We start from the raw sequence: 14,775 nt of genomic DNA, 5'->3' as shown, positions 1-14,775 counted from the left end.
CTCCATGGTGCCGGGCGAAGTGGTGCTAACCCTGAGCGGCCGCGAATGGTGCGCCGCACACCGCGACGCCGCGATCATCCCGCGGCTGCCCGTGTCGCGCGGGCGATCGGCGCTAGAATCCGTTTTTCCGGTGGCTTGTGCATTGCACCGTACGATGGCCGGCGCGGGCATGCGTTCGAGATATTCGAAGTGCCGCTTGAAGGATTTCGCATATCGGGCGGCCGGGGCAGCCGGTAGATTCGAACGGTCCCCTGTCGCACACACTTATCTCGACAGCGACTGCACGCGGGGCCATCCATGAACTTTCGGAGACAAACGTGGAAATCGACGCGACCTGCGATCCGGGCGACCTCGCCGCCCCGACATCGGCGCACGACCTCGCGCAGGAGGACCGGATCTTTCGTCGGCTGGCCGTGCAGATCCTGCCCATCCTGATGTTCGCGTACGTCACTTCGTACATCGACCGCGTGAACGTCAGCTTCGCCAAGCTGCAGATGAGCCAGCACCTGGGCTTTTCGGATGCGGTGTTCGGCTTCGGCGCCGGAATATTCTTTCTGGGCTACGTGATCTTCGAGGTGCCGAGCAACATGCTGCTGGTGCGGGTCGGGCCGCGGCGCTGGATCACGCGGATCGTCGTGTCGTGGGGCATCGTGTCGGGATTGACCGCGTTCGTGTCCACGCCGATGCAGTTCTACGTGATGCGCTTCCTGCTCGGCGTCGCCGAGGCCGGCTTCATCCCGGCCATCGTGCTGTACATGGCGCGTTCGTTCCCGGGGCGGCGGCGCGCGCGGATCCTGTCGATGTTCTACGCGGCGCTGGCGCTGGCCGGCCTGATCGGATCGCCGTTGACCGGCTTCATCCTGCAGTATTTCGACGGGGCGATGCAGATACCGGGCTGGAAATGGATCTTCATTCTCGAGGCGCTGCCGGCATTCCTGGCCGCGCTGTACGTATGGAAAGGCCTCGACGACGACGTCACGCGCAGCGCGCGCTTCTCGCACGCGGAGCGCGCCGTCCTCGCACGCGTACTGGCGGAAGACCGCGCGACGACCGAGTCCGTCGCGCACCGCGGCCTGTTCTCGAGCTGGCTCGTGTGGGCGTTCTGCGTGATCTACTTTCTCGACGTCTTCGCGATTTACGGCTATACGTTCTGGGCGCCGACGATGATCAAGCAGATGGGCATCGGCAGCGATTTCGTGATCGGCCTGCTCGCCGCGCTGCCGAACGCGGTGGCCGTGGTCGTGATGGTCCTGTTCGGGCGCAGCGCGGACCGGCGCGGCGGACGGCGGCTGCACGTCGCCGCGCTTCTGCTGATGGGCGCGACGGGGCTCGGGCTGTCGGTCGTCTGGCACGATCAGCTGTGGCTCGGGATGTTCGCGCTTTGCATTGCGAACGCGGGGCTTATCTCGTTTCCGCCGCTGTTCTGGAGCATGCCGACCGCGGCGCTCGGCGCCGCGTCGGTAACGATGGGCATCGCGGTGATCAGCTCGTTCGGCAACCTCGGCGGTTTCTTCGGCCCCTATGCGGTCGGCTACCTGAAGCAGCTGTCCGGCAATCTCGCCGTGCCGCTGTTCCTGATGGTCGGGTGCCTGTTGCTGGGCCTCGTCCTCACGATGCTGCTGCCGGCGCGGCTGGTCGAGCGGTAACGACAATCCGGTTCGCCGCGGCGCAGCGCCGCGGCGCCTTTTTTGACGGGAATGACATGAAACAGCAGATTGGCCTGATCGGCGTGGGTTTGATGGGGCATGGTATTGCGCGCAACGTGCTGAAGCACGGTTATCCGCTCACGGTCGTCGAGCATCCGGGCAACCAGCCGCTCGACGAACTGCTGCAGGGCGGCGTCCGGACCGTGCGGACCGCGCGCGAACTGGCCGCGCAAGCGGACGTCGTCATCCTCTGCGTGACGGGTTCCCCCGAGGTGGAAGCGGTGCTCACCGGCGAGGACGGCGTGTTGGCCGGCCTGAAGGACAACGCGATCGTCGTCGATTGTTCGACCGCGGTTCCCGAGTCGACCGTCCGGATGGCGCGGCTCGTCGAAGCGGCAGGCGGGCGCTTCGTCGATGCGCCGATGACGCGCGGCGCCAGGGAGGCTCACGAGGGCCGGCTGAACCTGCTGGTCGGCGCGACGCCCGGGTTGTTCGCGGAGATCCGGCCGGTGCTCGCGTGCTTCGCCGAAAACATCACGCGCGTCGGCGATGTCGGGGCCGGCCACAGCATGAAGCTTTTGCACAACTATGTTTCGCTCGGGACCATCGCGCTGCTGTCGGAAGCCGTCGCGTGCGCGAAGCGCGCGGGCGTGGACGTCGCGGTGCTCGCCGACGTGCTCGCCAACGGCGGTGGCGGCGGCGCCGCGCTGAACCGGCTGCGTCCGTTCCTGGAGTCCGGCGACACGTCCGCGCTGCCGTTCCATATGGCGAATGCGCTGAAGGATCTGTCGTACTACTCGGCGATGGCCGAAGGCGTCGATGCGGCCCATGCGATCGCGGCGGCCGTCACGGATACGTACCGCGATGCCGTTGCCGGGGCCGGCGCGCATTGTCCGGTGCTGAAACTGACCGATGTGCTGATGGCGGGGCCCACGCGCGACGACGGCGCGTCGCTTTGAGGAGGCGGGCGATCGTGCGTGCGGGGCAGGATCGCCGGAAAAGATCCGGGAACCCGTTTGTCGCGGGTGCGACGACCGATGACAAAAAGAACGAAATCGATTGCTGCCGTGGTAGCCGTACTGATCTGCGTCGGCCTGTTGCTCATGACCAAGGTGCACCTCGGGTATTACTCGCATGAAGGCCATTGCAGACGATGCCGAAAAGATCGCGATTCAGCGCTTCAACAGCAAGCAGTTCGATGCGATCTACGACAGCTTCGCCGAGAACGTGAAGCAGGCTATTCCGAGGAAACGGGCGCTGGAAGCCATGCACGCCACCTTTGATCGTTTCGGGACATAGCCCGGTCGATCCGGAAATCGTCCGTGCGCACGCATGCTCCGGCCGCGCGTATGGTGCACCGCTTAGTCGGGTCTCGTAGCGTATGCACATACGTACGACGTCAACGTATGCGTCTCGGATATCGTGGTACGTGAAGCAGGAGCGGGAAGCCTAGTCCGGCGCGACCGACCGGGCGAACTCGACGAATTGCTCGACGCAGGTCGACGAAAACGGTTCGGACCACGTGACGACCAGCTCGAGCACGTGCGGCCTCGCCAGCGGCACGTAAGCGACGCCCGGGCGGTGCAACGTCGACGTGAAGCCGGGCACGATGGCGACGCCGCGTTCCGCCGCCACCAGCGACACCAGTGTCGTGATCTGCGACGCGGTCGGTCCTATCCGTGGCGTCACGCCTTCATGCGCGCACAGATCCTCGAGCGCGGCGTTCAGCGCGGAACCGTACCCGGAAGGGAACGTGACGAAGTTCTCCATCGCGAGTTCGCGGAACGCGATCGTCGCGTTGCCTGCGTATCGGCTCCGGGCCGGCACCGCGGCGACGAGCGGTTCCCGCGACACGACGAGGGAGCGGATGCGCTCGCCGGACGCCGTCGCCGTTGACCAGCCGAAGCCGATGTCCAGCGTGCCGTCGGCGATCTGCTGGCGCTGACTGGCGGTCGATACCTCCCGAAACGCCAACTCGACTACCGGCATGCTGCGGCTCACGTTGCGGATGATGTCCGAAAACGCGTCGGACATCGGGATGGAGCTTGCGTAGCCGATCACGACACGGCCTACCATACCCTGCGCCATCTTGCGCGCGGTCGCCTCCGCCTCGTCGACCGCATGAACGACGGTTCTCGCCTGTTCGAGAAACAGCGCGCCTGCCGGCGTGAGCTGCACCGCGCGCGTGGACCGCTCGAACAGCCGGATGCCGAGGTCGGCTTCCAGCGCGGCGATATGGCGCGTCAAAGGCGGCTGGGCGATACGCAAACGCAACGCCGCGCGTCCGAAGTGCAATTCGTCGGCGACGGTCACGAAATAGCGGAGGCGGCGTAGGTCGAGCATTTTTGTCGTTTCGGTATCAATGGCCACGAAAACAGTATTGGCACGCGTGCCGCCCGCTCGTCAGACTGTCACCCACATCAGAGACGGCATCACCCGTGGGCAACAGAACCATCCGATTCGCATTTTTCCTGTGCGGGTTCGCGGCATTTATCAATCTTTATTCGACGCAGGGCATCCTGCACGAACTCGCCGCGGCCTTCAACGTGAGCGCCGAACAGGCCGGCCAGGGCATCAGCGCCACTACCTTGGCGGTTGCCATTATCGCTCCGTTCGTCGGTACGCTGGCCGCCCGCTTCGATCGCCGGACGGTCATTTCGTGCGCCGCCGTGGCGTGTGCGCTTCCCGTCCTGTGGTCGGGGCACGCGGCGCACTTTTCATCGTTTCTCGCCGCCCGCTTTGCCGCGGGCATGCTGATGCCGTTCATCTTCGCGATCTCGATCGCCTGTATCGGCGAGATCTTCAGCCACGACGCGGCGACGGAGGTCAGCGCACTGTTCGTCGCCGGTACGACGCTCGGCGGATTCGCCGGGCGCTTCGTGACCAATATCCTGACGTCCGCGTTCGGCTGGCGTCACGCGCTCGATTTCATCGCGTTCCTGTGTCTCGCGACGGGCCTCGCGATCCACGCGTGCCTGCCGAGGTCCGGCGTCGCGCGTCCGGATGGCGATGGCGTGGCGACGCCGCGCCGGAAGCTCTTGACACGCGGCCCGCTGCTGGCGTCGTTTCTGGTCGGCGCATGCGTGCTCGCATCGCAGGTCGCGACGTTCACGTTTGTCGGACTGCGGCTGGCCGGTGCGCCATTTGGCTTCGATACGGTCGAGATCGGCGCGATCTATGCGGTATTTCTCGTCGCGGTGGTCGTCACACCGCTCGCGGGCCGCGTCGCGGCGCAACGCGGCCCGCGCGATCTCGCGCTTGCGGCGACCGGGCTCGCGATCGTCGGTGCATTGCTCACGCTGTCGAGCAGCGTCAGTGCGATCCTGACCGGTCTCGCGCTCAGTTCAACCGCGGTGTTCGTCGAGCAGGCGTCGGCCAATGCGTTCATCTCGCGGGTGGCACGCGGGGCACGATCGACGGCGATCGGCATCTACCTTTCCTTCTATTACCTTGGCGGCAGTCTCGGCTCGGTCCTGCCTGTTCCCGCATGGAATCGCTGGGGCTGGGCGGGCTGCGTCGCGTTCGTCGTCGGCGCACAGGCGATCGCGGGCGCGCTCGTGTTTTTCTTCTGGCGCGGGACGCCGCCTGCCGGCGCAAGCAAATCTCGCTCGCCTGAAGTCAGGCCGACTCGGTAGTCGATTTCAACTCGCCGCGCGCACCCGCCGCCCCCACGCTGTCCGCGGGATCATACCCGGCCGGCAACGCCACCCGCACATAAAGAAACGCACGCCGCTCCCGATCGGGCAGCACGTGCGGTCCGTAGCTGATCCTGACCGCTCCGTCGTCGATCTCCCCGGCCTGCGCGAAGCGCCACGCGCGGGGATCGCTGTCGAGCAGGAATTCGGCGCGCGCATACGCGTGCGGCTCGAACAGCGCGGGAATCGTCACCGTCCTGCCGTCGAGCTTGTCGAGCAACGCTTCGACCACGTTGAAGCCGTACCCGTCGCGCACGATGTCGCAGATGAAGCTGCCCGCGATACGCGGGTTCAGTTCGATCACGTGCGGCACGCGATCATGCACGATGCAGTCGAGATGCACGGGCCCCCACGTGAGCCCGGCGGCGGCCGTCGCACGCGTGCCGACGTCGATCAGCGCGCGCAGCGTGTCGGCGTCGAGATCGAGTTCGGACGTATAGCCGCGTTCGAGAAAGCCGGCGCCATGCCGCTTCAGCTTGCGCAGCGCGCCGACATAGCGGCCGTCGAAATACTCGACGCAGTATTCGCTGCCGTCCAGGAACTCCTCGATGACGACGCGTTCGGTCGCAAGCGACGGGGCATCGGCCCGCACGGCAGCGAGCGCGTCGAGCTGCGCGCGCACGGCGGCGATGTCCTCGCAGCGGCGCACGCCGTCGCTCGCGGAGCCTTCCGCTGGCTTGACGACGACCGGAAAGCGCAACGGCGCGGCCGCGGCCGCGAGCGCCGCCGGCGCGGCCAGCGTGCCCGCGACGAACTGCGCGGCCGGGATGCCGTGCGCGGCGAGCAGCGCCTTCTGGTTGGACTTCGACACCGCGTGCGCGACGTGCCGTGCATCGGGGCCGGGCAGCCCGAGCGCATCGGCGACCCACGCGGCGGTGCGCGCATAGGTGTCGTGCGCGGTCGTCACGCGCAGCGTGTCGAGTTCGTCCGGATAGCGCGCGCGCAGCCAGCCGGCGAGCTGGCCGGCGTCGGGCGCGAGGTTGACCGTCTCGACGCCGTCGGGAAACACGCCGTCGAGACGATGGCCGGGCGCGGTGACGACGGTCACGGCCACCTGGCGTGCGAGGGCGCCGCGCACCAGCGCGATGCTGCTGCCGGTGGCGCGTGCGCCGATCACGATGAGTCGCTTCATGAGGAATCCTTGATCGAGGGCGGAAGAGGAAAGCCGGCTAGCGCGCGCGCCTGCGCAGGCGCTGGGCTTCGAGGCGCGGCAGCAGATGCTGGACGACGCGCGGCAGCGTATAGATCGGCAACTGCGCGCACGCGAACACGAGCGCCATGGTCGGCGTGGCGGCCAGCCCGAGCGCGGCCCACATCAGCCCGACGTTGCGGTTGGCGACGATCAGCGCGACGTTCAGGCGCGTGCGGACGTCGCCGGGCGTGAGCCCGTACGCGACGATCTGGAAACCCGCGTTGACGGCGAACGCAACGGCGATCGCGGCCAGTGCGCGGTGCGGTGCGTCGATGATCGACTGCTGCATGCCGGCCATCGTGCCGAGCGCGAATATCAGCAGCGCGACGACGACGATCGCGTCGATCGGCGTCGCATGGCGTGCGAGCCGCGCGCCGGCAAGGCGGCGCACGAGCAGCGCGACGCCCTCGGCGCTGCCGATCAGCAGCGCGAGCCGCAGCGCGAGGCTCGACGGCGGGATCGACACGGCCGCGTCGTGGCTGAACCACGCGGTCAACAGCGGTGCGGTCAGCGGCACGAACACCATCGACGCGAGGGTCGCGACGAGCGCGACGCTTGCGTCGAGCGACAGCATCCGTGCGATCGTCGACGTACCGCTCGACGGCGGCGCGCAGTATGCGATCACCAGCGCGACGACCCAGTCGTACGGCAGGCCGGCGAGCCGCGCGGCGATGCCGAGCGCGACCGGACACGCGATCATCGTCACGGCGGGCAGCAGCAGCGACACGGCCGGCCGCCGCGCGACCGCGCGCACCGCGCTCGGCTCGACCCGCAGCAGCGTGCCGAGCACGAACAGGAACACGGTAACGGGCATCAACGGCCGCGCGAGCGCCGCGAGCGGCGGCACCAGCAGCCCGAGGCCGACGCCGCACGCGAGCACGGTCGGGCCACGCCGCACCAGCGCGGCGATCAGTGCGCGCACGGACGAACCTCGAGCCGGCGGCGAACGGGGGTGAAGCCGAAGCAGGCAGCGAATGGCATGCGGATTCCTTGAGAAGGGCCGGCCGGCAGGGAATACCCGCTAGGCTAATCCGGATGATTGGCGAAGTAAAATGATATAAACTGAATCGGTAACAAGAGAAACCGATATGAACATCCCTCTGCTCGAAACTTTCCGGGCCGTCGTGCAGGAAGGCAGCGCGCTGCGCGCGGCCGAACGGCTCGGCTGCACGCAATCGAACGTCACGGCGCGGCTGCGCCAGCTCGAAGAGTCGCTCGACGCGCCGCTGTTCGACCGGCACGGCAAGCGGCTGGTGCTGAACGACGCCGGGCGCCGGCTGATGCCGTATTGCGACCGCATCCTGCGCCTCGTCGACGAAGCGACGCAGGTGGTGCGCGAAACGCCGGTCGCCCGCAGCTTCCGGCTGGGATCGATGGAGAGCACCGCCGCCACGCGGCTGCCGGCGCTGGCCGCCGCGCTGAAGGAGCGCGACCCGGCGCTCGGCCTCGCGGTGCAGATTGGCAGCGAGCCCGATCTGGCCGAGGCGCTGTTGCGCGGCCGGATCGACGCGGCGTTGACCGCTCGCGCGGTTGTCCGGCCCGGGCTGCGTTACGAGCCCGCATTCGCGGAAGACATGGTGCTGGTGAGCGCGGCGACCGTCACGCGCCGGCAGTTGCTGGCCGACAACACGGTGCGCTTGCTCGCGTTTCACGACGGCTGTCCGTATCGCGCGGTCGCGGAACACTGGCTGAAGGCGCGCGGCGTCGCGATCGAGTCGGTGTCGTCGTTCGGCACGTTCGGCGCGATTCTCGGCTGCGTGGCGGCCGGGATGGGTGTCGCGATCCTGCCGAAACGGATCACGACCGAGCACGTGGCGCGCAAGGAACTGCGCACGCACGCGTTCGACGATCTCGACAGCGTGACGACCTATCTCGTCACGCCCGACGAAGCGCCCGCGCTGCCCGAACTCGACGCGTTGCGCGCGGTGCTCGGCCGGCAGGCGGGTGCGCTGCTCGCGCGCTGACGCGAGACGATCCGGCCCTAGGCCGGCGCGACCGCGCGTTCGTCCGCGAAGAAGTCGGCCTCGATTTCGCGAATCCGCCGGCAATCCTCGAGCAGCCGCTCGAAGGTCGGGCTGTACAGGCCGACCGTGCCGAGGGCGGTCTGCAGGTCGGTGGTCACGCGCAGCGTGTCACCGACCTTGATCCATTGCTTGAGCCCGACGAACGACGGCAGCGCCTGGATCGCCTGCCACGTGAAATCCTGCCGCAGCACGCCGTTGCGCGACGACAGCAGCAGCACGTGCCCGCAGTAGCCGCGAAAATCCGTCGGCGTGGTGATCTCGCCGAACAGCCGTTCCGGATGCAGCACCGCTTCGACGGCGGCCGACACGTGATTCTCGCCGCTGACCGCGCTTGTCAGCCGCGGATCGAGACTGCCGTGGAGCCGCGCGTTCAGCTCGACGATCGTCGGCCCGTCGGCCGTATCGAACAGCTCCAGATGGGTCGGCCCGAAGCGCACGTCCAGCGCGTCGAGCACGTCGGCCGCGTAGTCGAGCAGCGGTGCGTAGCGCGGGTCGGCATGGTTCAGCACCAGCATCTTGTCGAGCCGCGGCGCGTGCGTGCGGTCGCGATGCACCTCCCACAGGCTGACCACGCGATGGCGGCCCTCGAACGACACCGAGTCGACGATGTATTCCTGCCCTTCGGAATAGCTCTGGATCACGATGTCGTCGTTCGGCTGGTTGTACAGCGAACGGGTCGCCAGCACGTCGCGCGCGGCGGCCTCGACCTGCGCGAGCGTCCGGCAGATCTTCACGCCGGTCACGCCCGCGCTGCGCGCCGGCTTCACGACGAGCGGCAGCGTGCCCTGCGCGCGCGCCCAAGCGAGCGCTTCGTCGACCGACGTGCTGTGGAAGTGCGCCGGCGCACGCAACCCGGCCGCGCGAATGCGCTCGTTCATCGCGAACTTGTCGCGTCGTGCGGCGGAGGTCGCGAGCGGGTTGCGATAGGGCACGTCGAGCCGCTCGGCGAGCGTGTCGGCCAGCTCGAGCGCCGCGTCGAGGCCGTGCAGCACCGCGCCGATCCGCAGGTCGGCCAGTTGCGCGAGCGTCGCGTCGATGTCGCCGCGATGCTGGACCTGGCGGACGTAGTCGGACGGCACGAACTGGTTCCGGTAGATTGCGGGCAGATCGGGGTCGCTGATCACATGCGCGCAACGGATGCCGTATGCGCGAAACGCGGGGGCCAGATAGGCGGCGGTCGACGCGCCGTCGACGATCAGGACGGTATCGATGAAGCGATGCTGCATGGATTCCTCGCTCGGATGGGGGCGGTTGAAGGACGTCGTGCGGCAGCGCGCTCAGGCCCGCGTGCCGGTAACGGGAGTGTCGCGGGGCCAGCGCACGGCCAGCACGACACAGATCGCGACGAGCACGGCCGCGACGGCGAACGCATGCGCGGCGCCGGCCACGATGGCCGCGCCCTGGCCGGCGACCAGCGCGCCGAGTGCCGCGACGCCGATCGCGGCGCCGACCTGGCGCGCGGTATTGAGAATCGCGGACGCGGTGCCCGAGCGGCCGGCCTCGACGCTGCCGAGCAGCGTCGACGTCAGCGCGGGAATCGCGATGCCGCCGCCGATCGCCATCGCCGCGAGCCCGGGCGCCAGCAGCGCATACGGCGTGTGCGCGGCGAGCGTTTGCCACAGCCACACGTAGCCGGCGAGCGACACGGCGAGCCCGACGATCACGGTCGCGCGAAACCCGTAGCGGACCGCGAGCCGTGCGCTCGCGATGTTGGCGAGCATGATGATCGTGAGCGGCGCGAGCGCGAGCCCCGATTCGGTCGCCGTGAAGCCGCGCGCGTTCTGGAAATAGAGGCTGAGCGAGAAGATCAGCCCGTAGAACGCCGCATTCGTGATCGCGCCGATCGCGAGCACGCCCGGCACGCGGGCGATCCGGAAGAACGCGAGCTGCAGCATCGGCGCGGCCACGCGCCGTTCGATCGCGACGAACAGCGCACCGAGTGCGACCGACGCGAGCAGCGCGCCGGCCGCATACGGGTCGCTGATCCCGTGCGCACCGGCGCGGATGATCCCGCCCGTCAGCAACCCGAGCACGAGTACCGCGACGATCTGGCCGGCCGGATCGAACAGCCGGGTGCGCGCGGCGGCCGAATCCCGCACGTGGCGCAGCGTGAGCCACAGCCCGAGCGCGCAGATCGGCAGGTTGATGAAGAAGATCGCGCGCCAGCCGAGCGAATCGATCAGCAGGCCACCGAGCGTCGGGCCGGCCGCGCTGATCGCGCCGCCCGTCGCGCTCCACCACGCGACGGCTTTCACGCGCGCGGCGGCGTCGTTCGCGCACGCATGCGTGATGAGCGCGAGCGACGTGGGCAGGATCATCGCGGCGCCGACGCCTTGCGCGACCCGCGCGGCGACCAGCGCCGCCAGCGACGGCGCGAGCGCGCAGCCGAGCGACGCGAGCAGGAACAGCGCAAGACCGTACGCGAACAGCCGGCGGCTGCCGAAGCGGTCGGCCAGCGTGCCCGACGTCAGCAGCAGCGCGGCGAACGACAGCGTGTACGCATCGACGATCCACTGCAGCCCGTGAACGCTCGATCCGAACGCCTGACCGAGGCTCGGAATCGCGACGTTGACGACGGTCACGTCGAGCTGGACGATCGCGAAGCCCAGGCTCGCGGCCGCGACGGTCGGGAAGATGGCGCGCAGCGACGTACGCGGCGCAGTCGCGGCGGCGGCAGGTGGATGGTCGACGCGGTCGAGCGCCGGGGCGTGATCGTTCATCGCGGCTCCCGGTGCGGGCCGGACGTGTGCGACGTCGGGTGCGGCAGGCGGTATCGATTCATCTGGCGGGTTCCCGTAGGGCGGATAGAGGAAGCCGGCTGCCCGTCGGGCGCCGGCCGCATCGTCGAATCCGACAGAAAACTAGCATCGACCCGTTGGCGAATACAAATAATAAGCAGCGATTTTTTAACAAGTATTCGTGTTAAGGGCAGGTGCAAACGACGTGAACCGGTTCCGCCCGGATTGCTGAACTTATATCGATAATTTTCGTTTGCAATCGAATTAATATCATTTCGCAATGCAATGACGGTCTCCTAGTCTTGTCGAGCGCTTCGCCCCGAGGACGGTGGAGCGCGGCGGTGATGCCACGCCGCTCTTCGAACCAGATCTTTATACGAGAGACCTATGACCTATCTCGCAGATGAACGCATCGCTTTGACGGCAGTGGAATCCGCTCATATCCGCACGACGCTCGGCGCGCTCGACTACGACCCGGCCGGCGGCGCCGGTTATATCAGCGCGGTCCGCAAGCTCGCCTACAACGCGTTTCCCGACCGGGTCGTCGACGCATTCGATCGGGCGAAGGCGCCGACCGCCGACGCGCACGGCTCGATCGAGATCGACAACCTGCCGATCGACGACGGCGTGACGGGCAGCCCGCGGTTCGAGGAAACCGGCCGCTCGTTCAAGGCCGGCGTGTTGAGCGAGAACGTGCTGGTCGCGTTGAGCACGCTGGCCGGCGAGCCGTACTCGATCGCGCACGAAGGCCGCGAGCTGGTGAACAACCTGACGCCGCACAAGGCGACCGCGCGCGACTACACGGGCCTGGGGTCCGAGGTCGAGCTCGACTTCCACATCGAGAACGCCGCGCAGGCGCACATGCCGGAAGGCGACACGTCGCCGTTCGCGCTGCTGCTGCTCGGCGTGCGCAGCGAGGCGGGCGGCGGCCCGTACACGCGGCTCGCCGATGCGCGTCGCGCGCTGCAACTGCTGTCGCCGGACGATATTGCGCAACTCTACGGCGAGCACTACATCATCCGCGTGCCGTACCGGTGGCGCGGCGCGGCGCCGACGCCGCGCGACAACACCGACCTGAGCGCCGTGCTGTCGGGGCCGCTCGATGCGCCGCGCGTGACGGTCGCGTTCTATCCGGACATGGTGCTGGCGGTCAACCCGCGCGCGCAGGAAGCGCTGGCCAACCTGTATCGCGCGGTGCGCGAGGTGTCGTTCGGCGTGCAGGTGTCGCTGGGCAAGCTGGTGCTGATCAACAACCACTTCACGCTGCATTCGCGCGACCGCTTCGACCCGCAGTACGACGAGAACGATCGCGCGTTCCGCTGGGTGCAGCGTGTGTTCGTCGCGCGCAGCCTGTGGAATTTCCGTGCGTTCACGCCGCTGCAGGCGCGCGTGTTCGACCCGAAGGCGCTGTATGCGGGCGAGTCGGCGCAGGCGAGGCAGCCGGCGCCCGTCGTGCAACCAGCACCGCGGCGTGCGGCCGCGGTCGAACTCGAAGCGACGCCTGCATAAAGGAGCCGGGCCGGGCGGCAAGGTATGCGGAACGTCACCGAACCGCCGCCCGCGCGTGCGCCACGCATCATCGAATAAAAAGGGATTCCACCAGACATGAGAAGCCACGCTTTTCCCGTGACACACGTTGCCCGCTTGCTGGCCGCCGCGCTGATCGCCGGCAGCGCCTTCGCCGCGCAGGCCGCGTCGTTCGACCTGAGCCCCGAGCAGCCGGCCCGGCAGCGCGGCGCCGTGAACCCGGCGGTCGAGCAGGCGTTGCCGGCCGGTTTCCGGTTTGCCGAAGCGAATACGCTGACGATCGGCATCGCACCGAACCTGCCGCCGCTCAGTACCTATGCGACCGACGCGCGCACGGTGGTCGGCTTCGATCCGGATCTCGCGCAACTGATCGCGGACAGCCTCGGCCGCAAGCTGAAGATCGTGCCGCTCGCGTGGGCCGACTGGCCGCTCGCGCTGCAGTCCGGCAAGGTCGACGCGGTGATCTCGAACGTGACGGTCACCGAGCAGCGCAAGGAGAAGTTCGACTTCTCGACCTACCGCAAGGACCAGCTCGGCTTTTACGTGAAAACCGGCAGCAGGCTGGCCGCGATCCGCGAGCCGAAGGATGTCGCCGGGCTGCGCGTCGTGACCGATTCGGGCACGAACCAGGAAAAGATCCTGCTCGAATGGAACCGGCAGAACGTCGCGCGCGGCCTCGCGCCGGTCGAGATCCAGTATTACGCGGATGCGGCCGAGCGGTGGGTCGCGCTGCAGTCGGGCCGGGTTGACACGATCTTCAGCGTGAACTCGATGCTCGCGTACCAGGCGTCGCTGCGCGGCGATGCGAAGCTGATCGGCACCGTCAGCGGCGGCTGGCCGCGCACCGCGGACATCGCGATCACGACCCGCAAGGGCAGCGGCCTGGCCGAGCCGCTGACGCTCGCGATCAATGCGCTGATCGCGAACGGCAGCTACCGGAAAGCGCTCGATCACTGGCGGCTGGATGCCGAGGCGATCGACCGGTCGCAGACCAATCCGCCGGGGTTGCCGCGCACCTGAACACGGCACGCGGCGGCGCTTGCGTGATCGGCCGCCGTTCGGCTGCATCGTGAAACGGCGGTTGCGATCCGGCTACGGTTCGACGCCGGGCTGTTTCGTGTCCGGCCGGCTGCCGGCGATCTCGATCGCCGTTTCCCAGCGGAAGTAGCCCGATACGGCGCCGTCGCGATCGAGCACGGCGAAATCGGCCGTGCACGTGGTGATGCCCGGGGCCAGCACCTCGCTGCGCCAGAAATGGTCTTTCATCGGCCGGCACGACGGATGCAGCAGGTCGTCGCCGTCCGGCACCGGGGTGGCGGCGTCGCGGATTTCCGCTTCGATCGGCGCGACGATGCCGGCGTCCTTCAGCGCGAACCGGATGAACAGCACGGTCACCTCCGCCCGCAGCGCCAGCGCGGTTTCGCGCAAATGCAGCTGGTCGCCGGGCGACAGGCCGGCAAAGAGCCGGTTGTCGTTGTGGCCGACCTGCCCGGCGTCGCCGGGGCGCAACACGTAGATGTGCCGGCCGTCGATCACGGTCGGCGCGTCGGCGTCCCGGCTCGCATCGGGGTAGGCCGACAGCAGCGTGACGGCGTCGACGATCGCGAGACCATCGCAACGAACACCAGACATGAGCACGTCCTCCGCAACAAGGGAGCGGCACGGGCGGCCGTCGTGCGGCCGCCCGCGTGCCGCGATCAGTTATGGATCGAGATGAACGGATCCCACGAGAAGCAGCCCTGGCTCTGGCAGTTGCGATCGATGATCTGGAACTGGAAGTGGTAGGTGACGCGGCCGACCTTCAGGCATTCCGACGACCAGTAGTAGGGCGAATTCAACCGGTCGTCGCAACACCTTTAATCGAGGAGGTGTTGCATGGGGCGAAGCGCAAAGCGGGTGTATCAGTTGACAGGCCGAGGAGCGATGCACTCGCCGGGCGCACCATCGCTTCGG

14 protein-coding genes are annotated in these 14,775 nt (G+C 68.2%); 7 read left to right on the top strand and 7 right to left on the bottom strand.

Annotated features, from left to right (window positions below; translation table 11 throughout):
• The first annotated feature begins 317 nt into the window (after positions 1-317).
• The 3 genes from MMB92_RS16580 to MMB92_RS16570 all read left to right on the top strand — a co-directional run bounded on the left by MMB92_RS16580 (position 318) and on the right by MMB92_RS16570 (position 2,945).
• A complete protein-coding gene (locus MMB92_RS16580) occupies positions 318-1,646 on the top strand; it encodes an MFS transporter (protein WP_277562789.1) in 1,329 nt (442 codons plus the stop codon).
• Positions 1,647-1,702: 56 nt separating this feature from the next.
• The gene (locus tag MMB92_RS16575) at positions 1,703-2,605 is read left to right on the top strand and encodes an NAD(P)-dependent oxidoreductase (RefSeq protein WP_006493817.1); all 903 of its coding nucleotides are present in this window, start codon (positions 1,703-1,705) and stop codon (positions 2,603-2,605) included.
• A 175-nt stretch (positions 2,606-2,780) separates the two neighbouring features.
• Positions 2,781-2,945: a hypothetical protein gene (locus tag MMB92_RS16570; protein ID WP_277562788.1), complete on the top strand. Its 165-nt coding sequence runs from the start codon at positions 2,781-2,783 to the stop codon at positions 2,943-2,945.
• A gap of 150 nt (positions 2,946-3,095) precedes the next feature.
• Here the strand turns inward: MMB92_RS16570 and MMB92_RS16565 are convergent, their stop codons facing one another.
• Positions 3,096-3,989, bottom strand: a complete 894-nt coding sequence (locus tag MMB92_RS16565) for a LysR substrate-binding domain-containing protein (RefSeq protein WP_277562787.1) — start codon at positions 3,987-3,989, stop codon at positions 3,096-3,098.
• 95 nt (positions 3,990-4,084) lie between these two features.
• Between MMB92_RS16565 and MMB92_RS16560 the strand changes: the two genes are divergently transcribed.
• On the top strand, positions 4,085-5,281 hold the full coding sequence (locus tag MMB92_RS16560) for an MFS transporter (RefSeq protein WP_124675524.1): 1,197 nt from the start codon (positions 4,085-4,087) through the stop codon (positions 5,279-5,281).
• Here the strand turns inward: MMB92_RS16560 and MMB92_RS16555 are convergent.
• Positions 5,265-6,473, bottom strand: coding sequence for an ATP-grasp domain-containing protein (locus tag MMB92_RS16555; protein WP_277562786.1), 1,209 nt, complete (start codon positions 6,471-6,473; stop codon positions 5,265-5,267). The genes MMB92_RS16560 and MMB92_RS16555 overlap by 17 nt on opposite strands.
• 37 nt (positions 6,474-6,510) lie before the next feature.
• Complete coding sequence (locus MMB92_RS16550; protein ID WP_034204000.1) at positions 6,511-7,455, bottom strand: hypothetical protein; 945 nt, start codon at positions 7,453-7,455, stop codon at positions 6,511-6,513.
• Positions 7,456-7,621: 166 nt separating this feature from the next.
• On the opposite strand from MMB92_RS16550, the gene MMB92_RS16545 reads away from it, so the two are divergent.
• Positions 7,622-8,497, top strand: a complete 876-nt coding sequence (locus MMB92_RS16545; RefSeq protein WP_006491158.1) for a LysR substrate-binding domain-containing protein — start codon at positions 7,622-7,624, stop codon at positions 8,495-8,497.
• A 17-nt stretch (positions 8,498-8,514) separates the two neighbouring features.
• On the opposite strand, the gene MMB92_RS16540 is transcribed toward MMB92_RS16545, so the two are convergent.
• Positions 8,515-9,783 carry an ATP-grasp domain-containing protein gene (locus tag MMB92_RS16540; protein WP_275526158.1) on the bottom strand — a complete coding sequence of 423 codons (1,269 nt, stop codon included), beginning with the start codon at positions 9,781-9,783 and terminating at the stop codon, positions 8,515-8,517.
• A 51-nt stretch (positions 9,784-9,834) separates the two neighbouring features.
• On the bottom strand, positions 9,835-11,277 hold the full coding sequence (locus tag MMB92_RS16535) for an MFS transporter (protein ID WP_200061804.1): 1,443 nt from the start codon (positions 11,275-11,277) through the stop codon (positions 9,835-9,837).
• 405 nt (positions 11,278-11,682) lie between these two features.
• Here MMB92_RS16535 and MMB92_RS16530 point away from each other — a divergent pair, with 405 nt between their 5' ends.
• Together MMB92_RS16530 and MMB92_RS16525 are read left to right on the top strand one after the other, a co-directional pair.
• Positions 11,683-12,804, top strand: coding sequence for a TauD/TfdA family dioxygenase (locus MMB92_RS16530; protein ID WP_200061805.1), 1,122 nt, complete (start codon positions 11,683-11,685; stop codon positions 12,802-12,804).
• 96 nt (positions 12,805-12,900) lie between these two features.
• Positions 12,901-13,842, top strand: coding sequence for an ABC transporter substrate-binding protein (locus MMB92_RS16525; RefSeq protein WP_034204003.1), 942 nt, complete (start codon positions 12,901-12,903; stop codon positions 13,840-13,842).
• 72 nt (positions 13,843-13,914) lie between these two features.
• Here MMB92_RS16525 and MMB92_RS16520 read toward each other — a convergent pair whose 3' ends face one another.
• Together MMB92_RS16520 and MMB92_RS16515 are read right to left on the bottom strand one after the other, a co-directional pair.
• On the bottom strand, positions 13,915-14,454 hold the full coding sequence (locus MMB92_RS16520) for an AidA/PixA family protein (RefSeq protein ID WP_006483188.1): 540 nt from the start codon (positions 14,452-14,454) through the stop codon (positions 13,915-13,917).
• Between the two features lie 65 nt (positions 14,455-14,519).
• Positions 14,520-14,660 carry an AidA/PixA family protein gene (locus MMB92_RS16515; RefSeq protein ID WP_233633707.1) on the bottom strand — a complete coding sequence of 47 codons (141 nt, stop codon included), beginning with the start codon at positions 14,658-14,660 and terminating at the stop codon, positions 14,520-14,522.
• Positions 14,661-14,775: the final 115 nt, after the last annotated feature.

Origin of the sequence: Burkholderia sp. IO2, from assembly GCF_029522185.1 — a bacterium.
GTDB classification, from domain to species: domain Bacteria; phylum Pseudomonadota; class Gammaproteobacteria; order Burkholderiales; family Burkholderiaceae; genus Burkholderia; species Burkholderia cenocepacia.
This window is presented reverse-complemented; position numbering and strand designations above follow the sequence as displayed.